This is a genomic window from Ferroacidibacillus organovorans (assembly GCF_001642725.1).
GTDB lineage: Bacteria > Bacillota > Bacilli > Alicyclobacillales > SLC66 > Ferroacidibacillus > Ferroacidibacillus organovorans.
Genome location: NZ_LSUQ01000014.1, coordinates 1 through 23012 on the forward strand (window position 1 = coordinate 1; position 23012 = coordinate 23012).

A 23012-nucleotide genomic window follows, 5' to 3' on the forward strand; every position below is an offset into this window, starting at 1 on the left:
GTACAGTTCAAGCCCCACCTTCACACAGCGGCACGCGTCACCTAGCTTCTCGAGAAGTTCAAACGCCCGACGGCGATTCTCCACGTCGAGCGCGACGTAGATCGGCACATCGACAACATGCTGCTCGCTCACAAAAATCGCCCTTTCGCGTGAGGTTTTGCCGCGCCAATCAGCGTGTTGATATCCTTAACGCCTGCCTCGTCACAGTACGCGTGAAGCTCTTCGATGATCCGTTTGCATGCGAGCGGATCCGTGAAGTTGGCCGTCCCCACCTGGATCGCCTGTGCGCCTGCGAGCAAAAATTCCACAACATCCTCACCCGTTGTGATTCCACCGATGCCAATGACCGGAATCTTTACATGTGAGGTAACCTCGTACACCATGCGCACGGCGATCGGCTTGATCGCAGGACCTGAGAGACCGCCCTGGCCATTGGCCAAAAGGGGAGCGCGGCGGGCGATGTCGATTTTCATGCCGATCAACGTATTAATGAGGGAGATCGCATCGGCGCCTGCCTCCTCCACCGCGAGCGCCATTTCGGAGATGCTCGTCACATTGGGCGACAGTTTGACGATCACTGGCGTGCGCGACGCGCGCTTTACGGCGCGCACCATCGATGCGGCCATCTCCGGGTCTGTGCCAAACTGAATCCCACCACACTTGACGTTTGGACAGGAAATGTTCAGTTCGATCGCCGACACGTCAGGGCTGTCATTCAAACGCTCAACCACCTGCACGTAGTCTTCCATTGCATTGCCGGCGACGTTTACGATGATCGGGATCCCGTATTTGCGAAGCGGTGGAAGTTCTGTCTCTATGACGCGCTCAACGCCCGGATTTTGTAGTCCAATGGCGTTTAACATCCCCGCCGCCGTCTCCGCCAGGCGCGGCGTCTTATTGCCCTGCCGTTCATCAAGCGTCGTCGCCTTCACAACGATTGCACCAAGCACGCTTAGATCATAGAATGCGGCGACCTCTTTCCCGAAAGAAAAGCAGCCGGATGCTGGCATCACCGGATTTTTGAGGTGAAGCGAACCCACCTTAACTGCGAGATTCACGAAAAGACCACCTCCTCAGCCGGAAAGACGGGGCCTTCGACACACGTCTTGACATACGACTCGCGCCCCTCGCGCCGCACCTTGTGCACACACCCCACACAGATGCCGATGCCACATCCCATGCGCTCTTCAAGCGAGAGATAGCCCGGAATGTCGCGCTCACGCAACACCGTCTGCACCGCGCGCAGCATTGGCGTCGGCCCACACGCATAATAGCGCGTCACGCCTTCACACTGTTCGGGCGTGAGTACGTCTGTCACACGCCCACGCACACCTTCTGTCCCGTCATCCGTCACGAGATGGACCTGTCCATACGCTTTGAGCTCCTCGCGCAGGATGATTTGATCAGCCGTTTGAAAGCCGATGACGGAGACCACCTCACTGCCCTGCGCGTGAAGATGGCGCGCTAACTCGACGAGCGGCGGCACACCGATGCCCCCCCCGATGAGAAGCGCCCGACGATCCCCCGCGTGAAGCGGGAATCCCTTTCCGAGTGGCCCCAGCACATCAATCGCATCCCCGGCTCGCAAGCGCGCAAGCCGCCGCGTGCCCGCACCCTGCGCGCGATACATCACCGTAAGCGCGTTTCGCTCAACGTGCACCTGACAGAGTGAAAGCGGACGACGCAACACAAAATCGAACGAGTCCGTGACGCGCAGATGCAAAAACTGTCCCGGCTCATAGCCTCCTTCGCTCAGTTTTAACGGCGCTGAAAACGTGAGTGCGTAAAGTTCAGGACCGATGACACGCTGCTCAAGCACGCGCTGTACTGCCATTCGCGCCACCTCCCTGTATGGGGAGTGCCAACGGCTCTGTTTGAAAGCGAATGCTTGTGAGCACCTCATAGACGGCGCGCGCGGTGTCGAGAGACGTGAGACAAGGAATTGCGTTTTCCACTGCCTCACGCCGAATGCGAAACCCATCACGCTCAGGCGCCCGCCCGCGCGTCAGGGTATTGATGACCATTGTCGCCTCGCCGCTGCGAATCAAATCGAGCAGTGACGTTTCCTGCCCGGCTGACAGCTTGTTCACGAGTTGCGCGCGAATGCCATAGCGTTCCAGGAAGTTGGCTGTGCCTTCCGTCGCATAGATGAAAAATCCGAGCTTTGCAAAACCGCGCAGGATGGGAAGCGCCTCTTCTTTATCCTTGTCTGCAATCGTCGCGATCAGCGCCCCTTGCGTCGGCAGGCGAAACCCTGCCGCGAGCAACCCTTTGTAGAGTGCCTTTGGAAAACTCTGATCTGTCCCCATCACTTCACCGGTTGACTTCATCTCGGGACCAAGTTCCACATCGACATCGCGCAATTTAGCAAACGAGAAGACAGGAACCTTGACTGAAACCGTCTGCGCTTCGCGAACCAACCCTGTCTCATAGCCGATGTCTTTTAATTTGCCACCCATCACAGCGTGCATCGCGACATCCACCATCGGGATGCGTGTGATCTTGCTTAAAAACGGGACCGTTCGCGATGAGCGAGGATTCACCTCAATCACATAGACGCGTTCATCCTGAATGACGAACTGTATGTTCACGAGACCCAAGACACCGAGTTCGCGCGCGATCTTGATCGTGATCAAAGCGATGCGCTCGCGCACGCCGCTTGACAGCGACTGTGCCGGATAGACTGCAATCGAGTCGCCTGAGTGAACGCCTGAGCGCTCGACATGCTCCATGATCCCCGGAATCACGACCGTCTCCCCGTCTGAGATCGCGTCGACTTCCACTTCTGTTCCAAGCATATAGCGATCAATCAACACAGGTTGATCCTTTGACACGCTGACGGCCTCGCGCATATAGCGGGTGAGCTCTGCCACCGAGTCGACTATTTGCATGGCGCGACCGCCAAGCACGTAGGAGGGGCGCACGAGCAGCGGGAACGCCAGCTTCTCTGCCGCCACAATTGCCTCTTGCTCGCTCGTCACCGAAACGCCCTGCGGACGCTCGATCGAGAGTTTCGTAAGCATTTCGTCGAACCGTTCACGGTTCTCCGCGCGATCAATATCATCGACCGTTGTACCGAGAATGCGGATTCCGCGCTCTGTGAGCGGTTTGGCCAGATTGATTGCCGTTTGCCCACCGTATTGAACGATGACGCCAAGCGGCTTCTCCCGCTCAATCACGTGCATGACATCCTCAATATGAAGCGGTTCGAAATAGAGGCGATCGGACATGTTGAAATCCGTCGAGACCGTCTCCGGGTTATTGTTAATGACCACCGCGTCATACCCTTGTGCGCGCAACGCGAGCGATGCGTGCACGGAACAGTAGTCAAACTCGATGCCTTGCCCGATGCGAATCGGACCTGACCCAAGAACGAGCACCGCGCGATTCTCACCGCGCGCCACCTCATCTTCCTGCTCATAGGTTGAGTAAAAATAGGGCGTCACCGCCTCAAACTCGGCGGCACACGTATCGACCATTTTATAGACAGGGCGCAGCTTTTGCGCCATGCGCAGCGCATAGATTTTCGTCTCATCCTGGCCTGTCAAGCGTGCGATCCACGCATCGGTAAAGCCGAGCCGCTTTGCTTCATAGAGCGTCTCATTATCCAACATTTTCGCGATGCGCTCCGCCATCTCGGCGATGTGCAACAGTTTATCAAGAAAGAAACAGTCGATCTTGGTGATCTCGTGAAGCGTTTGCGGAGTTTCCCCGCGCGTCAGAAGTTCATAGAGCACAAAGAGCCGCTCGTCATCCGCATGCGCGATGCGCGCGAGAAGATCTCCGGTCTTTGTCGCCGCATACGCGCGTGAATCGAGGCCGTCCTGCCCGATCTCAAGCGAGCGCACCGCTTTTTGCAGCGACTCTTCAAACGAGCGCCCAAGCGCCATCACCTCACCCGTCGCCTTCATCTGCGTGCCCAAGCGACGGTTGGCCGACGCAAACTTGTCAAACGGCCAGCGCGGAATTTTCGTGACGACATAGTCGAGCGCCGGTTCAAAACTCGCGTACGTTTTTCCCGTGATCGGATTCATCAGTTCATTGAGCGTGTACCCGAGCGCAATCTTTGCCGCCATTTTGGCAATCGGATAACCTGTCGCCTTTGACGCGAGCGCGCTGCTGCGGCTGACGCGCGGGTTCACTTCGATCACATAGTACTGTAGGCTGTGCGGGTCCAGCGCAAACTGGATGTTACAGCCCCCCTCGATACCGAGCGCGCGAATGATGCGCAAGCTCGCCGAGCGCAGCATCTGATACTCTGTGTCAGAGAGTGTCTGGCTCGGCGCCACCACGATACTGTCGCCCGTGTGCACACCGACTGGGTCAAAGTTTTCCATGTTACAAATCACGATGCAGTTGTCTGCGCCGTCGCGCATCACTTCGTACTCTACTTCCTTGCACCCCGCGATGCTTCGCTCAAGCAGCACCTGTGAGATCGGCGAGAGATTGAGTCCGAGTTCCGTGAGTGCACGAAATTCTTCGTACGTCGCTGCAATGCCTCCACCTGTCCCGCCAAGCGTGTACGCCGGACGAATGATGACAGGCAGTCCCACGCGTTCGACAAATGCACTTGCCTCGCCCATCGTCGTGACAATTTGGCTGTCCGGGATCGGTTCGCCGAGCTTTTGCATCAATGCCTTAAACTCCGCGCGATCTTCCGCCATTTTGATGGAAGGAAGCTTAGTGCCGAGCAGTTTAACACCCGTCTGCTCAAGCACGCCCGCTTCAGCGAGCGCGACGGCAAGGTTCAGTCCCGTCTGCCCGCCAAGCGTCGCCAGCACCCCATCTGGGCGCTCATAGCGGATAATCTGCGCCAAGAAATCAACGGTCAACGGCTCGACATAGACGCGATCCGCCATATCCGGATCGGTCATAATGGTTGCCGGGTTTGAGTTGACGAGAATCACGCGCACGCCTTCCTCGCGCAGCGCCTGACAAGCCTGCGTACCCGCATAGTCAAACTCAGCCGCCTGTCCAATGACAATCGGTCCTGAGCCGATCACGAGAACGGTCTGAATCCCATCCAATTTAGGCATGTGCGGCACCTCCACGCTGCTCATCAATCATTTTCATAAACTCGTCAAAGAGATATTCACTGTCATCCGGTCCGGGCTTTGCCTCAGGGTGAAACTGTACAGAAAACGCGCGCAGTTCACGGTGCGTGACACCTTCAATTGATCCGTCGTTTTGGTTCACGTGCGTGACATCAAGCGGCGAGTCGCCAAGCGATTCATCAGCGACAACGTAGCCGTGATTCTGTGATGTGATGTACACCCGCTGATCTCGCAAATCGCGCACGGGATGATTCACACCGCGATGGCCAAAGCGCAACTTCTCCGTCTTTGCGCCGCACGCCAGACTGAGTAACTGATGCCCCATACAAATTCCAAAAATTGGGATGACACCAAGCAGTGAACGGATCGTCTCGACAATCACGCCCAGATCCGCCGGATCTCCCGGACCGTTTGACATCATGAGTCCCTCTGGCTGCCAGGCGAGGATTTCCTCGCGCGAGCTGTACGCGGGCATGACGATCAAATCGCAACCGCGCGCAGTCAGCGAGCGCACTGTGTTCATCTTGACGCCAAGATCAAGCAGCACGACGCGGCGCAAAGGGCCCGGGATACGATAGGGTGTGTCCGTTGTCACTTGCGCCACTTGGTCGCGCAACGTCGCCGTTTCACTCAATTGAAGCAGCAAGTCACGCGTAGACTCATCTGAGGTGGTGATCATACCGCGCATCGTCCCATGCTTGCGAAGCGTACGCGTAAGCTGTCGCGTATCGATGCCCTCGATGCCAACGACGTGATGCTCCTTCAGATACGCATCAAGCGTCATCTGCATCTGATGATGACTCGGGTGGGTCGCCGCCTCGCGTACGACAAAGCCGCTCGCCCATGGACGCAGGGACTCGCTGTCATTGACGCTCACACCGTAGTTTCCAATGAGTGGATAGGTCATCGTCACGATCTGACCGCAGTAGGACGGATCCGTCAACACTTCCTGGTACCCGGTCATGCCCGTATTAAAGACCACCTCACCGAGCGCCGTGCCTTCGCTGCCAACACTCTTTCCTACAAACTCTGTTCCGTCTTCAAGAATCAACCGCGCTTTATTCACCTTATTGACTCCTCCTTCGCTGCACGCGTAAATACAATCTTACCGCGATGGATGGTAAGTGTCGGCCAACCAGTCAGTTCCCGTCCTGCAAACGGCGTCGCCCGCCCTTTTGAATAAAAGGTTTCCGGGTCGACACGCCGAAAAGCGTGAGGATCAATGAGCGTCAAGTCTGCATATCCGCCCACGTTAAGAATGCCCGCATGCAGCTTAAAACGCTCCGCCGGTATGCGCGCCATCGAATCAACCAATTTGCCAAGCGCCATAATTCCGCTGTGCACAAACGCGGTATACATCAGCGGGAAACTGATCTCAAGGCCAACAAACCCAAAAGGGGACGCTTCAATCGGTCGCGCCTTCTCTTCCGCAGTATGCGGCGCGTGATCGGTTGCGATCATCGAGAGTGTTCCGTCGATCAACCCTTCAACGCAGGCGGCGCGATCTGTCGCAGCGCGAAGTGGGGGATTCACCTTTCCCCACGCGCCAACGCGCAACGCTTCTTCTTGCGTGAGCAGGAGGTGGTGAGGCGTAACCTCTGCCGTGACAGGAATTCCCGCGCGAATCGCGTCGCGAATCACGCGGACAGCACTTTTCGGGCTCACGTGGCAAAAATGAACCGCGCCGCCTGTCGCCTCGCTGAGCACAATGTCCCGCGCGATCATCACGGCTTCTGCCTCACTCGGAATTCCTTTGATTGAAAGCTCCTTTGCGACTTCTCCATCGTGCAAGTGTCCGTCGCGAGAAAGCGTCTCGTCTTCTGCGTGCACGACAATCGGCACAGCGAGTTCCTTTGCGCAAAGTAGCGCCTGGCGCATAACATCCGCGCGCTGTACACCTTTCCCGTCATCCGTAAATCCGACTGCGCCCGCCGCGATGAGCGCCGCAAAATCGGTCAGTGTCTCGCCGCGCAATCCATGCGTGATCGCCGCAATCGGATGAACCTTTGCATAGCCATAGGAATCCGCTTTTTCAATGATCGCTTCGACAATCTCTTTCGTGTCGATGACAGGGGAGGTGTTTGGCATACAACAGACATGGGCGAAACCACCCGCGGCTGCCGCCTTTGTGCCCGTCTCGATCGTTTCTTTGGCGGTCTGCCCCGGTTCTCTCAGGTGCACATGCGGATCGACCAACCCTGGTAAAACGATGCGATCACGCGCGTCGATCACCTGGCTGTCCGTCAAAGGCAAGTGTGCCCCCATTTCCACAATGCGATCTCCGTCAATGCGCAGATCGAGTTCCTCGAGTGAACCATCGGGACACAATACGCGTCCTCCGCGAATCAAGTAACGCATTCTACGACACACCTCACTTTTATACAATATAATGAATAAAAATTCAATCGGTTGTTAGGCATTCTTTTAAGACAGCCATGCGCACAGGGACACCATAGTGAGACTGACGGAAATACGCAGCGCGCGCATCGCGGTCGACCACTGGGTCGATCTCACCGGCGCGCGGAAGCGGGTGCATGATGATACTGCGCGCAGGAAGCTTGTCGAGTATGCGTGCGTCGATCACATACTTTGAGCGTAACGCTTCATAGTGTTCGACACTCGGAAAACGTTCTTTTTGCACGCGCGTCTGGTAAAGCACATCCGCCTTTGCGGCGGCGCGCGCCAAATCTGGCTCAAACGAGACGTGTACGCCGCGCGCCTCCGCGTATGCAATCACATCCGCCGGAAGCGGGATCGACTCTGGCGCCGTACAGACAATGCGCACGCCGCGAAACAAGCTGAGCAGATAGACCAGCGAGTGGACTGTACGTCCGTAGAGCAGATCGCCAACAAGCGTCACCGTGAGATCGTCGAGCCGTCCCACTTCTGTCAGAATCGTGAACATGTCAAGCAGCGCCTGGGTTGGGTGTTCGCCCGCCCCATCGCCCGCGGAAAGCACTGGGATCGAGCTCACATCTGCCGCGCGCGCGGCCGCTCCGATCTCCGGATGGCGCAAAACAATCACATCGGCGTATCCAGCGACGACGCGAATCGTATCCTCAAGCGTTTCACCCTTTACGGCCGAGGAAAACTCCTTGGCGTTCTCTGTGCTGACAACACGCCCATTGAGGCGCAGCATCGCCGTCTCAAAAGAGAGTCGCGTCCGCGTAGACGGTTCAAAAAACAGCGCCGCCATGACCTTGCGAGAGAGCAAATCAGCCCCCCCGCGCGCTTGAATCAAGCGCATCTCCCCCGCTACAGAAAGAAGAGATTCGAGCGCGTCACGCGAGAACGATTTTGCACTGATCACATGTTTCATTTCATCACGCCTCCCGAAACTTCTGCACGCGCATCCGTCTGTTTGAGAAGAATCACCTGTTCTTCGCTGTCGAATTCCCGAAGTCGGACAAGCACGCGCTCGCTTCTTGCCGTCGGAATATTTTTGCCGACATAGTCCGGTCGTATCGGAAGTTCACGATGACCGCGATCAATCAATACCGCCAGTTGAATGACGGGTGGCCGCGCATGGCTCAAAAGCGCGTCAAGCGCCGCGCGCACCGTGCGCCCCGTATAGAGGACGTCATCCACGAGCAGGACTCGGCTTCTCCCAAGCTCTGGTACCCCTGCGAGCGCCGAGGGCTCAAACGAACCAGAGGCAGCGAATGCAGTCGCGCCTTCACGCTGCTTTTGATCATCGCGATACGCTGTCACGTCCAGTGAGTACACGTTCACCTTCCGTTTTTCGATCGCTTCAATCCGCTCAGCGAGTCGTCTTGCCAAAGGTAGGCCTTTTCGCATGATGCCGACGATGGCGAGCGGCCAATCATCTTCTGTCTTTTCCACCACTTCATGCGCGATGCGCGTAAGCGCCCGCCGAATCGCCTGCTCGTCCAAAAGCGAGACCGATTGCACCACAGTGCTCACCCTCTCCACAAAAAAATGCTCACCTGCGGGCAGGTGAGCACATCGGCATGAGCATGCCGAATTCATTCGCTTCCTTACCAGCCTCACAGGACTGATTTAAAGGACTATTCAATTCCATCTCAGTGTACGTAAGTTTGCTGTCCGCTGTCAAGCTAGAGCAGTGTTCGTCGCAGCGTCGCGAGCGTCTCTTCATAATAAGCGGGCGGATCGGCGTGAAACGTCAGCGCCTCCGTCGTGACGGGATGCATAAACGACAGCGATTTTGCGTGAAGCGCCTGCCCGTGAAGGCGAAGCGGATTTGAGCGCGCATAGAGCGGATCTCCTGCGACGGGACAGTGCATCGCTGCCATGTGAACGCGAATCTGATGTGTTCGTCCCGTTTCGAGTTGACACTCTACCCGTGTAAAACCACGAAAGGTTTCCAGTACCTTGAAATGCGTGACTGCCCGCTTCCCACCGCGGTAGGTCACTGCCATTTTTTTGCGATCATGAGGATCACGCCCAATCGGTGCGTCGATCGTTCCACTCGACGATTCCGGTTTCCCGTGGAGGATTGCGTCATAGACGCGGCGCACCGCGTGGGATTTCATCTGCTCGGAGAGCGCCTGGTGTGCGCGATCGGTCTTTGCAACAACCAAAAGCCCACTCGTATCCTTGTCGATGCGATGCACGATGCCGGGACGTTCTACACCGCCGATTCCAGAGAGTCCGCGCACATGAAACAGGAGCGCCGACACAAGCGTTCCCCGCTCGTGTCCGGGCGCCGGGTGTACGACCATCCCTTGGGCTTTGTTGACAACGACGAGATCATCGTCTTCAAAGAGGATGTCAAGCGGAATGTTCTCCGGTTCTAATTGCAGTTCCCGGGGCTTTGGGGGATTCGCCGCAATGAGATCCCCCTCCCACACCTTCTTGCTGGCCTGGTCTGCAGTTTTACCGTTTATAGAAATAAACCCGGCTTCGATCCACTGCTGAATCTGCGTGCGCGAAACTTCGAGTCGCTCGCTAAGACAGCGGTCGAGGCGCTGCCCGCTTGAAGCTTGTAGAATCTCAAACTCTGACGTTTGGGACTGCACTTCATGTTCAGTCACTGTGCACCTCTTCTGCATTTTCAGCGACGCTGCTTGTCGATTCTTTGCGAAACCACGCTCGCCACACCATATAGAACACGGAGAGAACGATCGCGCTGTCCGCGATATTAAACACAGGATAGTGAATGACCGACACATAGATATAATCGATGACATACCCGTGCAAAATGCGATCCAGCAAATTTCCCGTCGCCCCACCCATGAGACACCCAAGCGCGATTTGAAGCGACCGTTTTCCGCGTGCATAAGTGCGATTCGCATAGATGATCGCGGCGACGACGACCAGCGCAATGCCGATCAAGAGTGCGCGTTGATTCAGAAGCATGCTAAACGCGGCGCCGCGATTCTGAATGTAGAGCCACTCCAATATCCCTGGAATGACGGGAATCGCCTGATTGACCGCCATATGTGTCACGACGATCCACTTTACAAATTGATCAAAAAAGACCACAAGGGCCGCAACAAGAAAGATCACAATCACGCCTCCTACGCATCTCATCGTACCACGATTTGCTGCGTAGAACCAAAACCATCAAGAGCACCACGGATTCAGTCTGGCAGTTGCGCCTTGTATTGCTGATTGGATACCTGATCCAGCGCATCAACGTATCCGTTGTTCTCGCGATGAAGGTGCTGGTCCTCACTCGCGCTACGATCGACGACATTGTTCATGCTGGCGAGCGCCTGCCAGGTGTCTTCACCGTCAAAAAAGGTTGCGTCAGCGTCATCCATGTTGGTTCGCGCAAACGGCACTTCTAACACCTCTTCTTCGACAGGACGGCGCGCCAAAACATCACGAAGCGGTTCATCGATCGCTCGCTGGCACGCGATGCAGTTGAGCGCCGCCGGTTCTGCCTCAAGCCGTGCCGCTTCGATTGGCTGTTGACAGCGCTCGCACGTGCCGTAGGTCCCGTCTGCAAAGTGGGAGAGTGCACGCTCCACTTGAAACAGACGGTTCATCTCGTGCTGTGACAGGCCCAGATCCTTCTCGCGCTCAAACAGTTCTGTCGCCTGATCCGCCGGGTGCTGATCATAGCTGCTGAGCTCTCCCGTCATATTCATCATGCCCGTCTCTACGCCGAAGTGGCGCGTCTCCGTCATGATGTGCTGGATCTGATTTCGCTCTTTAATCAGTTGCCTACGCTGTGCGTCAAACGCCACGTCGCTCACTCCTGTGTTCTCTCAGATGGTCGGCGTTCGCAGTTGAGCCTGTACGATGCGCACGATATCTGCGATGTACGCGCCGATGAAAGGGAGGTTCCAGACGGATATCTTTTGCAAAATGATCACCAACAGCGCCGCGAGCATCGTAAATCCAATGCCAATTCCGACACCGCGTGCGAGACCGCCAATAAAATTAAGCCAGATCATATACCACGGCCGCTGTAAAAGCGTTACGTATGCGCCGTAATTGACGCGCTCGAAATAATTTTTGAGCCACGCGATGCCAGCCTCTTCCCGATCCTTTTTGGCGTCATCCACAAAAGACCCCCCTCCTTTCACCAGTATTCGCCAAGCGCAACGCGTTCATCCAAAAGACAGAGGCGAGAGTGCCCGACGATTGCAGGCGATGAACGTGACGATGAACTTACGCGATGGATTCGCGCACGATCGGCGCGCAACGCGCGCACAGTTCCGGGTGATCTTCATCAAGCCCGACATCTTCGCGGTAGTGCCAGCAGCGCGCGCATTTTTCACCTGACGCGCGAGCAACAGCAGCGTGAATTGCGACACCCTCTTGAAGCGACAACTTTGAGACGATGAACCACTCTTGCAATTCTGCCGCGTAGGGCAAAAAGCGAGCAATCGCTTCGCGCGGCAGTGTCAGTGTGACGTGCGCCTCGAGCGATTGTCCAATCTGCTTATCTTGGCGCGCAGCTTCAAGGGCGCTAAGCGTCACATCGCGTAACGCCATTGCTTCATCGAGGCGAGTGCGTGTCGGCGCGTCGAGCAAGTGCTCTGTGCGAAAGTTCCAATTTGACAATTGGGCGCTTGATTCAGAAACCGCAGGGATGTAAGACCACACCTCATCTGCCGTGAACGTCAGAATGGGCGCAATCAATTGCGTCAACCCGCGCAGGATCTCGTAGAGCACCGTTTGCACCGCGCGTCTTCGCGGATCGTTTGCCCGTTCGACGTAGAGCACGTCTTTCGTCACGTCGAGATAGAAGCTGGACAATTGCACCGCGCAGAAGTTTTGAATCGCGTGAAACACAGTGTGAAACTCATACGCTTCATAGGCTTCCTGACAGCGCACGCAAAGCTCTGCGAACTGATCGAGCACATACTGATCGAGTGGCCGCAGCGTTACAGCAGCGCCTGCATCCGGATTAAAATCATACAAATTACCAAGCAGAAAGCGCAGTGTATTGCGGATCTTCCGGTAGACTTCGGCAACCTGTTTTAGAATCGCATCCGAAATCCGCACGTCGGCGCGATAATCGACCGATGAGACCCATAGACGCAGGATATCTGCGCCCAATTGTTGAATGACTTTGAGCGGATCGATCCCATTGCCGAGGCTCTTTGACATCTTGCGTCCTTCTCCGTCAAGCGTAAATCCGTGAGACAATACCTGACGATAAGGAGCTTGCCCCGTTACCGCGACGGCAGTTGAGAGTGACGAGTTAAACCAACCGCGATACTGATCCGACCCTTCCACGTACAAATCAGCAGGCCACCTGAGCTCCGGCCTCGTCGCCAGCACTGCGAGATGACTCGAACCGGAGTCAAACCACACGTCCATGATGTCGGTCTCTTTGCGAAAACGCGAACTACCACAAGCACACACGGTTCCTTGGGGGAGCAATTCTGCCGCGTCACGTGCAAACCACGCCTGTGACCCGTCTTTTGCGAACACGTCTGCAACGTGATCGATCGTCTCTTGCGTCATCAGCACCTCGCCACAGTCCTCACAATAAAACGCCGGAATCGGAACGCCCCAGGAGCGTTGCCGCGAGATGCACCAATCCGTGCGATCCGCGACCATGTTGTGAAGTCTGATTTTACCCCAAGAGACGGCCCAATCCACCTTGTCAATCTCTTCGAGCATTTGCTCGCGAAACGCGGCGATCGAAGCGAACCACTGTTCTGTTGCCCGATAGATGACTGGGTTTTTACAGCGCCAGCAGTGCGGGTATTGATGTTTGAAGCGACTTGTCGCAAGCAGTGCGCCCGCATCGCGCAGCGCGTCTACGATCACAGGGTTTGCCTTTTCGTAAAACATTCCTGTGAAGGGTGTAGCGTCTTCTGTAAAACGCGCCTTGTGGTCGAGCGGCGCAAAAATGGGGAGACCATACGTAAGTCCAACCAGATAGTCATCCATCCCGTGACCGGGCGCCGTGTGGACGGCACCTGACCCAGAGTCAAGTGTGACATGATCGCCAAGGATCACAAGTGAATCTCGACCATAGAGCGGATGCTTTGCGACGAGTCGCTCAAGTTCGCGCCCCTTGTGTGTCGCGAGCACCTGATACGAACCTTTTTCCCAGTGAACGTCGCTCGCAACTTCAGCCAGACGATCAGACGCTATCACGTATACCTGTCCATCGTGTGAAACGACGCTGTAGGAGAAGTCTGGTCCAACCGCGATGCCATAGTTAGCTGGGATCGTCCACGGCGTCGTCGTCCAGATGACCATTTGCGCGCCGTCGGGAATCACGCCGCGGCCGTCAGGTACAACAAAGCTGACATAGATGGAAAACGACTCTTTTTCTTCATACTCGATTTCCGCCTCGGCAAGCGCAGTCTCGCACGACGGACACCAGTAGACCGGTTTCAACCCTTTGTAGATATAGCCGCGCTCAACCATCGTGCCAAACACGCGGATTTGCGCCGCCTCGTAAGAAGGGTCAAGGGTGCGGTACGGGTGATCAAAATCGCCGCGTACGCCAAAGCGCTTAAACTGCTCAATCTGGAGCGCAATATATTTTTTTGCATACTCCGCGCACGCCTCGCGAAATGCAACCGCGCTGAACCCGTGCCGATCGAGCTTCTGCGCCTTGATGATCGCATTCTCGATCGGCAGTCCGTGTGTATCCCACCCTGGTACATAGGGCGCGTCGTATCCAGCCATCGTTTTTGACTTTACGATCATGTCCTTGAGCATTTTATTGAGCGCGTGACCAAGATGCGTGTCGCCATTCGCATAAGGGGGCCCATCGTGAAGAATAAACTTTGGCTTACCTGCCTGATTCGCTTGAACCTTTTCATAAAGATCCATGTCTTCCCACTGACGCAAGATCTCAGGTTCTCGTTTGGGGAGGTTTCCCCGCATCGGAAAGTCTGTTTTCATTAAATTGAGGGTTTGATCGTAATCCATCTTATCCATCTCCTTCTTTAAATACGACAAAAAATCCACATCCCACAGGGACGCAGATCGTTTTGCGCGGTACCACCCTTGTTGATTGTGGCGACAAAAGCGCGCCACAATCCTCTCAAAGCGCAGATAACGGCTGCGCACCGGCTACGCTACTCAGGCTTTCGCCCTTCACATCGCCTCTATAAGGGGATTCTCCTGCCATTTGCCACACCCCACTTTCAGCGCGTCAGAAACGACGGCAGGGCTCTCTTTGAGGCGCATCGGCAAGACGGTCCTTGTCAATGAGTTTATTGATTTACATGCCATTTCTCTATACTGTACGTGAAATAAAGCGAGAATGCGATCCCACCACGAAAGTCACACTCGAGTCATCAGAACTCTTCGATCGGTTCAGGCGCAATTTTATCCCACTCTGTTGACTCAAGCATCTCGGTTTGCGCCTGCATCAGCGAGCGAAAACGCGCGCGAAAGACGGCCGCCTGCTTCTTTACCTCATCAAGCTCAAGCGCCGTTCGCCGCGCTTTGTTCAATGCGTCCTGAACGATGCGATCCGCGTTCTTCTCAGCTTCGCGAATCACCAGTTGCGCCTCTTTGCGGGCGTTTACTTTCAAATCTTCCGCGGTTTCTTGCGCGAGCATGATGGATTTACTGAGCGATTCTTCCATCGACTTAAAGTGGCGAACCTGTTCTTCCATTTGCGAGCAGCGCTCTTCGAGCTCCTTGTTTTGACGAATCAGCGCTTCATAGTCTTTTATGACGCGATCCAAAAAATCATTGACCTCATCTTCGTTATATCCACGCAAGGAACGTTTAAACTCTTTATTGTGAATATCCAGTGGGGTAAGCGGCATCGATAATCCTCCTATCACGTCAAAGCACTGACAACTCTTCTTTTTTCTAATGATCAAATCGCTCCATAAAGCACGCGGAGCAAAAAAATCCGATCAGTTCGACCGCAATCGACCCGCCCGAATCACGAGACGCCCCTTTTTCGACGTTCCCGCGAGTTCGATCACCTTCGCTCGACCAAACCCGCGTAGCGAGATTACATCCCCCTCGCGAAGCGTGAAGGCCGGATCAACCCTTACGCGATGATTCACTTGAACCAAACCCGCGTGAATCGGTTCCACTGCCTTACTTCTCGACATCGAAAACGCATGCGCGAGAAACGCGTCAAGACGCAGGGACGAAACGGTAAACTGATGTTCCTCCCAATTTTCAAAAGTGCCTTGAAGCACAAGCGATTCGCGCGCCTCTACCACATGCACCGCGTGCGGCCCCACGCGAGAAAGCGTTGAAAGAAGAAATGGCTTGATCGCTTCAGTACAAAAAACATGCGCCGTATTGCCCGTCACCAAAAGATCGCCAAGAACATCGCGGTTGAGTCCCAGCCCAAGGATAGAGCCGAGAACCTGTCCGTGCGTCATGTGATCCTGAACACTACACGTGACGGTAAGACACGCGATCTCATACGCGTCGTGCGCCACGTCCGGCGCGTCTGCAAACAGTACACGCACGCGTTCTGCGCCGGGAAATCCGCCATACGCGTGTACCGACATCGACTCGCGTTTTGCCGCAATTCGCGCGAGTTCTGTTTCGCGCGGCGAACCAAAAGCGGAGAGTGTCCAAATGCCTTTTTGCGATGCGCGTCGAGCCAAATCGGCCATCCGTTTTAAAAACACCTGTTCATCGGCCGCAAGACCCTGTCCATTTTGTTGCATCTGACAGTCTCCCCTAGCCAAGCCCTATGGCATTAAACAGCCATATCACCACGGCAAGCAACCCGCTTCGGATAAAAGTATACGCAATCAGCGCGACAATAGAGGAAAGATCAATATACGCGCCGCCGAGCGAGACCATAGGGATCATGCGGCGGAACAGTCCGAAGTAAGGTTCTGTGATCGTATACAGATAGCGACCAAAAGATGATCGTTGTGCATCAGGAAAGTAACTCAGGATGATACGCGCGAGCAGCACGTACCAGTACACTTCAAGGATCCAACTCAAGAGATTTAAAATCGTAACCGCCACATACTCACCTCAACTGTGCTCGACTCTCATTCGCCAAATACTCACTGATCGTTCCTTGCACGTCTACATTGTCCGGCGCGCACAGAAAAATGAGGTGCCCCAACTTTTGCATTATGCCGCCAACCGCATAGACACATCCACTCATAAAGTCTACCACACGCGCCGATTGATCATACGGACAGCGGTGAAGATTAATGATCACGGAGCGGTGCGCTTTTAAATGATCGGCAATTCCCTGCGAATCTTCATAGTTCGTCGGTTCTACGAGTACAACGCGCACTTGTTTTTGCGTGTGAAGACTCACAACGGTCGCGCGTTTCCCCTGGGTCAACGGCTCAATCTCCGGTTCGGGAGCATGTTCTTCAAACAAGCTCTCATCCTCCTCTTCTTCGTCGGCGAGTCCGAGAAATTGCCACATTCTGCGCAACACGATCTCACGTCCTTTTATCCTTATGATAGCTCATCTTCTAAGATACACCATCTCGTAGAATTGTTCGAGAGGAAAACGCGATTTATGGGAAATCAAATCGAATCCTGCAGGTTTTTGCCATCTCCCGTGAGTTCGCGTCCCACGCGCACCATGGTGGCTCCCTCTTCAATCGCCCACAAAAAATCGGCTGACATCCCCATCGACAGTTCGGGTAGCTTTATGTCAAAGCGCGCCTCTACGCGGTCGCGCAGAGCGCGTAGTCGTGCGAATGTGGATCGCGCAGCGTGTTCGTCCGCGCCTTGTACACCGATGGTCATAAGCCCTGCAACTTCGATTTCGCCTTGTTTAAGCACATGTTCGAGTAGCCCGTCAATCTGCTCTGGCGCTATGCCTGATTTTTGCGACTCTCTGGTCACATTGACTTGGATCAACACGCGCACCGAAATTCCAGCATTCTGCGCCTCACTTGCAAGCGCGTCAGCCAGCTTCACGCGATCCAAAGAGTGTACATAGGAGACGTGACGCAGAACCTCTTTAACCTTATTGGTTTGCAGCGGTCCAATAAAATGCCACGATACAGGAAGGTCAGCGACAAGCTTTTGCTTTAATACTTGCCAGCGATTCTCGCCCATATCCCGCAGTCCCTGCTTATAGAGTTCCGCCGTTTCCTCTTTTGAAACATATTTTGTCACCGCGATCAATCGCACAGAATCGGTTGGCCTACCTGCGCGCGCGCACGCCTGTTCAATGCGCTCTCGCACGCGCAAAACGCGCGCCGTGCGCAGAATTGCCTGTACGTCCATTTCATCGCTCATCGCATTCTCCCCCGAAGCGACAATCGACGCGGCTTTATCGCGATGAACCCCGCGTGCCGTCCCGCTTTGCCACGAAGCTTTCGATGCGAAAAAAAACCGGGCATACAGTGTGTGCAAATGCTGGTATCAATCACTTGCCCATGCGGAACACCGAGCTGTTCTGCCTGCAACCGCGCAAGCGTCGGCAAATCAACCATCGTCCGTTCTGCCGCACGCTCCGACACGCGAAACGGGATTGGCTCTCGCGTCGCCAGCTTGCGATACATGTCTTCAAGCGCGTCAGTGACCGGCTGGTCGACCTCATAGCAGCAGCCGCGGATCGCCGGTCCCAGCGCGACGAGCATGTCCTCTGGGTTTGCCCCCAGTTTTTTCATCTCTTTAATCGTCTCCATCACCACACCTTGCGCAGTGCCTTTCCAACCTGCATGCGCCGCTCCGATCACACCCGCGTATGGATCATAGAAGAGAACCGGCGTGCAATCCGCCGCGAGAATGGCGAGCAAAAGTCCGCGCGCCGTCGAGACGAGCCCATCCACCCCTTTGATCGCATCCGCCGTGTCAAAAGCGCCGCGCCCCGCGTCATCCGCGTGAACCACCGCAACGCGCGCGCCGTGAACCTGCTCGGCATACACGATGCGCGTTTCTGAAATCCCTGCAATGTCCGCCGCGATTCGTCGGTTTTTCTGAACCACTTCTGGATCGTCCCCGACATGAAGCCCCAAATTGAGCGAGGAAAACGAGTCACAACTCGCACCCGGCGCGTCCGAACGCGTAAACTGCGCGATCGCGCCATACTCTTCAAACTGCAATAGGCGTAGCGCGTCCATAAATCCCTCCATCAAAGATTACCCTTCCTGATGGTATCAAAAAAACGCAGATGGGTCACCCCTCTCCCATCTGCGTAATGGATGCAGTGCGTCAATATCCGTTTGATGTGTGTGAAGTGTGGGAAGAGAGCAGTGGGGACTCACGCTGCGCGCGCAGATCCACCAAAACCACATCTGATCCAATCTTTACGATTTGTGTAAAGGAGATCACCACCTCTTCGCCGCTTGCAAACATGCCAAAAAATTTTCCAGCAGGAGGGATGATCAGCGTTTTAATCATTCCCGAATCGAGATCGATATCGAGATCCCCAATCGATCCGAGTCGCCTTCCATCCCCAATATTAATCACATCTTTCGCTTGCAGTTCCGAAGCCCTCATCAAAGCGCCCCCCGGTCCCGCCATCTGAGCCGTGCAACGACCGCTTGTCGCTGTGTTGGCGCTGGTCCACTACAAGCCTATGTACGTCCTGCCTTATTCTTTCCACCTTTCTGACACCTGGACGCACGCGTTTTATATTTCTGTCGACTGCCCACTACGTAATGAACTTTTGCATATGCGAAATGGCCGCCTTTTCTAATCGAGAAACTTGCGCCTGCGAGATGCCTATCTCATCCGCAACTTCCATTTGCGTCTTTCCCTCAAAAAATCGCATGGACAAAATCCGTTTTTCCCGCATCGAGAGTCGACGCATCGCTTCGCGGATTGCGATCCCTTCCACCCACGTGACATCCTGTTGTTTGTCATCGCTGATCTGATCCATCACAAAAATGGGATCGCCGCCATCGTGGTAAATCGGCTCAAACAGCGAGACCGGATCCTGGATCGCATCGAGCGCGAAGACCACATCTTCTTTGGGCACTTCCATGGCCGAAGAGATCTCGGCGATCGTAGGCTCACGCAGATTCCGATTTGTGAGCTGATCGCGAATTTGAAGCGCGCGATACGCAATATCGCGCAGCGATCGACTTACGCGTATGGGATTGTTATCACGAAGATAGCGTCTGATTTCACCAATAATCATGGGGACAGCATAGGTCGAGAATTTTACATTTTGACCGAGATCAAAATTGTCGATCGCCTTCATGAGACCAATGCATCCAACTTGAAAGAGATCATCTACATACTCACCGCGATTGTTAAAGCGCTGAATCACGGAGAGCACGAGACGAAGATTACCGCTGACCAGTTTTTCGCGCGCGGGTCGCTCCCCCGCTTGCATGCGGGCAAACAGATCGCGCATCTCAGCGTTTGTGAGCACGGGAAGTTGCGAAGTGTTGACACCGCAAATCTCGACTTTGTTGCGCTTCAAGGCTGTCCCTCCAGACGAGCATTCCGGTACAACTTGAGTACCAGTATGTCCCGGCGGAGGGGAAATATGCAGACCGGTCGCCTATGTCAGCTTGTGAAACTCTTTACGCAAACGTTTGATAATTCGCTTTTCCAGGCGAGAGATATAGGACTGTGAAATTCCCAGAAGATCGGCCACGTCTTTTTGTGTCATATCCTTTTCACCCGTCAAGCCAAAACGCATTTCCATGATCTTTCTCTCGCGCTCCGTCAATTTCTCAAGCGCGCTATAGAGTAGGTTGCGATCCACTTGGTCTTCGATATCTCTGTAGATGGTGTCGCTCTCTGTCCCGAGAACATCAGACAAGAGGAGTTCGTTTCCATCCCAATCCACATTGAGTGGTTCATCAAAGGATACTTCGATTCGAATCTTGCTGTTCCTGCGCAGGAACATGAGAATCTCATTCTCAATGCAGCGAGAGGCGTACGTTGCCAGTTTAATCTTTTTCTCTACATCAAACGTATTTACCGCTTTGATGAGTCCGATCGTTCCAATGGAAACGAGATCTTCAATATGAATTCCCGTATTCTCAAACTTTCTCGCAATGTAGACGACGAGCCGCAAATTGCGTTCAATGAGCATGGCGCGCACCGCTTCGTCGCCGCTTGGCAAGCGAGAGAGAAGATATTCTTCCTCATCGCGCGAGAGCGGAGGCGGTAGTGCCTCACTTCCTCCAACGTACCAAATGGACTCCGGGGCGCGCCCGATGCTAAGCAGGATGCGAAGGACGAAGAGGCGCGTCTGCATTCGGACGCGGATGGGAATGTTCATGCTGTGCGCTCCTTTCCCCAAACGCTGTTGCGGGCAATATACCATCATAGTGATCTTTGTCTGACATCGGCTGAATCCGCAGTGCGATGACCAGCGGCATGAGCGACATGTTGCCCTGGCGCGCCTGATACGTCACATCGGTCGGCCGAAACGCCAGGAGCATCCCTTGCTCTGCGCCAATGCCGCGATAAGGCACCATCGTGAAATGCATGTTGCCTTCTCCTAACCCGATCGGCGCTTTGTAGAGTGCTTTGACAGGATCCTCCCCGCGCGCCACCACCTCACAAAGCCATGGGGGCAAGAGGCTCTTTATGCTCTGCGCTGTGACGACGGCAACAGGCGCATGCGTGATTGGATCGATCAAGGCGTTACCTGTATCGACAAGACAAAGCGCTTCAACCGACTCTTCATGTACGGTGATGGTCACGCGCACCGTCTCGCGATTCATCTGCTGTCGCCGTTTTACCGTCGATGTTGCATAGCGCACACTAAAGAGTACGATTGGGGCAAGCGCCACCGTGAGCCAAGCCGGAATGCTAGTCCACCAGGCAATGCGGCCACGCACGAGTTCAAGCCCAGGCATTACGCTTGTCTTACCAAAAAAACTGTAGCTTCCATACACGGCGCCAGCCAGACAGAACGCTGTGAGATAAAAAACGGCGAGCGTTCGCGCGAGTGACCCCCCATAGCGAAGCCGCCCTAATTGAAAGGAGCCGCGCGGTTGCAAAAAGGCGAGAAACAATACAGAAAATACGGTTTTGCACCACGCTGCGTTTAGCTCTGTACCCCACGGAAAGAGCGACAAAACTGAGTAGAGCGAACCGAGACTCGCCGCCAATCCTATCCTGCTTGGTCGCGCACGCAATCTCAAGAGATATGACGTCAACCAAAGAAGCATCGAATCAACCAACAAATTCACGAGGAAGGTGAGATCGAGATAGACAACCACTAGCGCACCTCCCTCGGGAATGTGCCCAAAGTATAGTACATATGTATTGCAAAGGTTGTCGATTTAGCCCGCTTGCAAGAGGATTTTTCCTGTCGAAAACCCGCGATAAACACGGATGTCCCCAAAGCGCCGCGCTTTCTGCACTTAAACGTGAGGGGTGGGATCAGATGGTTCTTTGGCTTCGCATCGTGCGGGACATCGCGGCCCTCATCCTCGCCTTCGCGGATCGCCTTTTGCTGCGAAGGTAACGCAAAAAACCGTCAAGGTTCACCTTGACGGCGTGAGGACCTCCCTGCGGGGTCCTCCTTTTCACATCGCACGTGATCGCATCACGTGTTTTCAAACCTCAGGGGAAAGATCAAACGCGGCCCGAAGGGCGATTACGCAAAAATGCAGGAATTTCCAAGTTATCTGTTCCAGATACAGTAGCAGGGCGCGGATCAACACGCTGCGCAATCGGTCGCGGTGTAGACGTCCCCGCCCGGTGCTCAAAACCAGTCGCGATTACCGTGACAATGAGTTCGTCTTTTAGTTCCGGTTTGATCACCGCACCAAAGATAAAGTTCACTTCCGGATCTGCCGCCTCTGCGACAATATTTGCCGCCTCGTTAACTTCAAACAAGCTGAGGTTCTCGCCACCCGCGACATGAATCAATACGCCGCGCGCACCATCGATCGGCGTATCGAGAAGGGGGCTGCGGATCGCCTTTTGCGCAGCTTCTGCCGCACGCTTTTCGCCACTCGCGACGCCAATCCCCATAAGCGCTGACCCGCGCTCCGTCATGATCGCCTTCACGTCTGCAAAGTCGACGTTGATCAGTCCCGTTTCTGCGATCAAGTCAGAAATGCCGGATACGCCTTGACGAAGCACATTGTCCGCTTCGCGAAACGCCTCAAGCATCGGTGTATTCTTCTCGACAATCTCAAGTAATCGATCGTTCGGGATGACAATCAGCGTATCCACTTTTTCTTTGAGCGCGGTGATGCCGCTCTCTGCCTGGTTAAGGCGGCGTCTTCCCTCAAAGGTAAACGGTTTTGTAACGACACCAACCGTTAGAGCGCCGAGTTCCTTTGCAATTTCGGCAACGACCGGCGCGGCGCCCGTTCCGGTGCCGCCCCCCATTCCAGCCGTGACAAACACCATATCGGCGCCTTTTAGCGCCATCATGATCTGCTCGCGACTCTCTTCTGCCGCGCGTTTTCCGATATCTGGATTCGCGCCCGCACCCAAACCGCGCGTCAATTTTTCGCCAATCTGAATTCGTTCGCGCGCTTTAGAGAGATGTAACGCCTGCGCATCCGTATTGACCGTGATAAAATCGACGCCTTGAATGCCGCCTTCAATCATACGGTTCACTGCGTTGCATCCGCCGCCGCCGACACCAATCACTTTGATGTGTGCGAGCGAATCCATTTCATAATCAAACTCGAGCATTTCATGTCCTCCTTG

Annotated in this window: 23 protein-coding genes; all 23 read right to left on the minus strand. The window is 54.9% G+C overall.

Annotation, left to right across the window (positions count from 1 at the left end):
- Positions 1-128: 128 nt before the first annotated feature.
- Complete coding sequence (locus AYW79_RS06535; RefSeq protein WP_269449018.1) at positions 129-1058, minus strand: dihydroorotate dehydrogenase; 930 nt, start codon at positions 1056-1058, stop codon at positions 129-131.
- Entirely contained in the window at positions 1055-1834 is a 780-nt protein-coding gene (locus tag AYW79_RS06540) for a dihydroorotate dehydrogenase electron transfer subunit (protein WP_067563471.1), read from the minus strand. The genes AYW79_RS06535 and AYW79_RS06540 overlap by 4 nt, the downstream gene beginning before the upstream one ends.
- Positions 1812-5036, minus strand: coding sequence for a carbamoyl-phosphate synthase large subunit (gene carB / locus AYW79_RS06545; protein WP_067563475.1), 3225 nt, complete (start codon positions 5034-5036; stop codon positions 1812-1814). The genes AYW79_RS06540 and carB overlap by 23 nt, the downstream gene beginning before the upstream one ends.
- Entirely contained in the window at positions 5029-6120 is a 1092-nt protein-coding gene (locus AYW79_RS06550; RefSeq protein WP_231877731.1) for a carbamoyl phosphate synthase small subunit, read from the minus strand. Before AYW79_RS06550 ends, carB begins: the two co-directional genes overlap by 8 nt.
- Entirely contained in the window at positions 6117-7412 is a 1296-nt protein-coding gene (locus AYW79_RS06555; protein ID WP_067563482.1) for a dihydroorotase, read from the minus strand. The genes AYW79_RS06550 and AYW79_RS06555 overlap by 4 nt, the downstream gene beginning before the upstream one ends.
- 43 nt (positions 7413-7455) lie before the next feature.
- Positions 7456-8373, minus strand: coding sequence for an aspartate carbamoyltransferase (pyrB, locus tag AYW79_RS06560; protein WP_067563485.1), 918 nt, complete (start codon positions 8371-8373; stop codon positions 7456-7458).
- Positions 8370-8969, minus strand: coding sequence for a bifunctional pyr operon transcriptional regulator/uracil phosphoribosyltransferase PyrR (pyrR, locus tag AYW79_RS06565; protein ID WP_067952632.1), 600 nt, complete (start codon positions 8967-8969; stop codon positions 8370-8372). Before pyrR ends, pyrB begins: the two co-directional genes overlap by 4 nt.
- 161 nt (positions 8970-9130) lie before the next feature.
- On the minus strand, positions 9131-10087 hold the full coding sequence (locus tag AYW79_RS06570) for an RluA family pseudouridine synthase (RefSeq protein WP_079290501.1): 957 nt from the start codon (positions 10085-10087) through the stop codon (positions 9131-9133).
- Entirely contained in the window at positions 10062-10544 is a 483-nt protein-coding gene (gene lspA / locus AYW79_RS06575; protein WP_067563488.1) for a signal peptidase II, read from the minus strand. The genes AYW79_RS06570 and lspA overlap by 26 nt, the downstream gene beginning before the upstream one ends.
- Before the next feature lie 74 nt (positions 10545-10618).
- On the minus strand, positions 10619-11230 hold the full coding sequence (locus AYW79_RS06580; RefSeq protein WP_067563491.1) for a TraR/DksA C4-type zinc finger protein: 612 nt from the start codon (positions 11228-11230) through the stop codon (positions 10619-10621).
- Positions 11231-11251: 21 nt separating this feature from the next.
- Positions 11252-11551, minus strand: a complete 300-nt coding sequence (locus AYW79_RS06585) for a DUF5665 domain-containing protein (protein ID WP_067563495.1) — start codon at positions 11549-11551, stop codon at positions 11252-11254.
- Between the two features lie 106 nt (positions 11552-11657).
- Positions 11658-14390 (minus strand): isoleucine--tRNA ligase, encoded by a 2733-nt coding sequence (gene ileS, locus AYW79_RS06590; protein WP_067563603.1) that lies wholly within the window; start codon positions 14388-14390, stop codon positions 11658-11660.
- A gap of 371 nt (positions 14391-14761) precedes the next feature.
- The gene (locus AYW79_RS06595) at positions 14762-15241 is read right to left on the minus strand and encodes a DivIVA domain-containing protein (RefSeq protein ID WP_067563497.1); all 480 of its coding nucleotides are present in this window, start codon (positions 15239-15241) and stop codon (positions 14762-14764) included.
- A 93-nt stretch (positions 15242-15334) separates the two neighbouring features.
- Positions 15335-16111, minus strand: coding sequence for a YlmH family RNA-binding protein (locus AYW79_RS06600; protein ID WP_067563500.1), 777 nt, complete (start codon positions 16109-16111; stop codon positions 15335-15337).
- A gap of 13 nt (positions 16112-16124) precedes the next feature.
- Positions 16125-16421, minus strand: a complete 297-nt coding sequence (locus AYW79_RS06605) for a YggT family protein (protein ID WP_067563503.1) — start codon at positions 16419-16421, stop codon at positions 16125-16127.
- 4 nt (positions 16422-16425) lie between these two features.
- Positions 16426-16851, minus strand: coding sequence for a cell division protein SepF (locus AYW79_RS06610; protein WP_231877733.1), 426 nt, complete (start codon positions 16849-16851; stop codon positions 16426-16428).
- A 92-nt stretch (positions 16852-16943) separates the two neighbouring features.
- Positions 16944-17666, minus strand: coding sequence for a YggS family pyridoxal phosphate-dependent enzyme (locus AYW79_RS06615; protein ID WP_067952635.1), 723 nt, complete (start codon positions 17664-17666; stop codon positions 16944-16946).
- A complete protein-coding gene (pgeF, locus tag AYW79_RS06620; protein WP_067563506.1) occupies positions 17663-18505 on the minus strand; it encodes a peptidoglycan editing factor PgeF in 843 nt (280 codons plus the stop codon). The genes AYW79_RS06615 and pgeF overlap by 4 nt, the downstream gene beginning before the upstream one ends.
- A gap of 79 nt (positions 18506-18584) precedes the next feature.
- The gene (locus AYW79_RS06625; protein ID WP_231877734.1) at positions 18585-18872 is read right to left on the minus strand and encodes a YlmC/YmxH family sporulation protein; all 288 of its coding nucleotides are present in this window, start codon (positions 18870-18872) and stop codon (positions 18585-18587) included.
- Positions 18873-19026: 154 nt separating this feature from the next.
- The gene (sigG, locus tag AYW79_RS06630) at positions 19027-19803 is read right to left on the minus strand and encodes an RNA polymerase sporulation sigma factor SigG (RefSeq protein ID WP_067563511.1); all 777 of its coding nucleotides are present in this window, start codon (positions 19801-19803) and stop codon (positions 19027-19029) included.
- Between the two features lie 81 nt (positions 19804-19884).
- A complete protein-coding gene (sigE, locus tag AYW79_RS06635; RefSeq protein ID WP_418251484.1) occupies positions 19885-20589 on the minus strand; it encodes an RNA polymerase sporulation sigma factor SigE in 705 nt (234 codons plus the stop codon).
- Positions 20552-21562 (minus strand): sigma-E processing peptidase SpoIIGA, encoded by a 1011-nt coding sequence (locus tag AYW79_RS06640; RefSeq protein WP_067563514.1) that lies wholly within the window; start codon positions 21560-21562, stop codon positions 20552-20554. Before AYW79_RS06640 ends, sigE begins: the two co-directional genes overlap by 38 nt.
- Positions 21563-21920: 358 nt before the next feature.
- Complete coding sequence (ftsZ, locus tag AYW79_RS06645; RefSeq protein WP_067563517.1) at positions 21921-22997, minus strand: cell division protein FtsZ; 1077 nt, start codon at positions 22995-22997, stop codon at positions 21921-21923.
- Between the last annotated feature and the right edge of the window lie 15 nt (positions 22998-23012).

Excerpts from the sequence above, each read along its gene's own strand:
- AYW79_RS06555 (WP_067563482.1), bottom strand. The coding sequence starts at position 7,412 with ATGCGTTACTTGATTCGCGGAGGACGCGTATTGTGTCCCGATGGTTCA.
- sigE (WP_418251484.1), bottom strand. The coding sequence starts at position 20,589 with ATGCAGACGCGCCTCTTCGTCCTTCGCATCCTGCTTAGCATCGGGCGC.
- AYW79_RS06625 (WP_231877734.1), bottom strand. The coding sequence starts at position 18,872 with ATGAGGGCTTCGGAACTGCAAGCGAAAGATGTGATTAATATTGGGGAT.
- carB (WP_067563475.1), bottom strand. The coding sequence starts at position 5,036 with ATGCCTAAATTGGATGGGATTCAGACCGTTCTCGTGATCGGCTCAGGA.
- AYW79_RS06615 (WP_067952635.1), bottom strand. The coding sequence starts at position 17,666 with ATGAGCGATGAAATGGACGTACAGGCAATTCTGCGCACGGCGCGCGTT.
- pgeF (WP_067563506.1), bottom strand. The coding sequence starts at position 18,505 with ATGGAGGGATTTATGGACGCGCTACGCCTATTGCAGTTTGAAGAGTAT.
- AYW79_RS06570 (WP_079290501.1), bottom strand. The coding sequence starts at position 10,087 with ATGCAGAAGAGGTGCACAGTGACTGAACATGAAGTGCAGTCCCAAACG.
- AYW79_RS06540 (WP_067563471.1), bottom strand. The coding sequence starts at position 1,834 with ATGGCAGTACAGCGCGTGCTTGAGCAGCGTGTCATCGGTCCTGAACTT.
- pyrB (WP_067563485.1), bottom strand. The coding sequence starts at position 8,373 with ATGAAACATGTGATCAGTGCAAAATCGTTCTCGCGTGACGCGCTCGAA.
- ftsZ (WP_067563517.1), bottom strand. The coding sequence starts at position 22,997 with ATGCTCGAGTTTGATTATGAAATGGATTCGCTCGCACACATCAAAGTG.
- AYW79_RS06595 (WP_067563497.1), bottom strand. The coding sequence starts at position 15,241 with ATGCCGCTTACCCCACTGGATATTCACAATAAAGAGTTTAAACGTTCC.
- ileS (WP_067563603.1), bottom strand. The coding sequence starts at position 14,390 with ATGGATTACGATCAAACCCTCAATTTAATGAAAACAGACTTTCCGATG.
- AYW79_RS06600 (WP_067563500.1), bottom strand. The coding sequence starts at position 16,111 with ATGCAACAAAATGGACAGGGTCTTGCGGCCGATGAACAGGTGTTTTTA.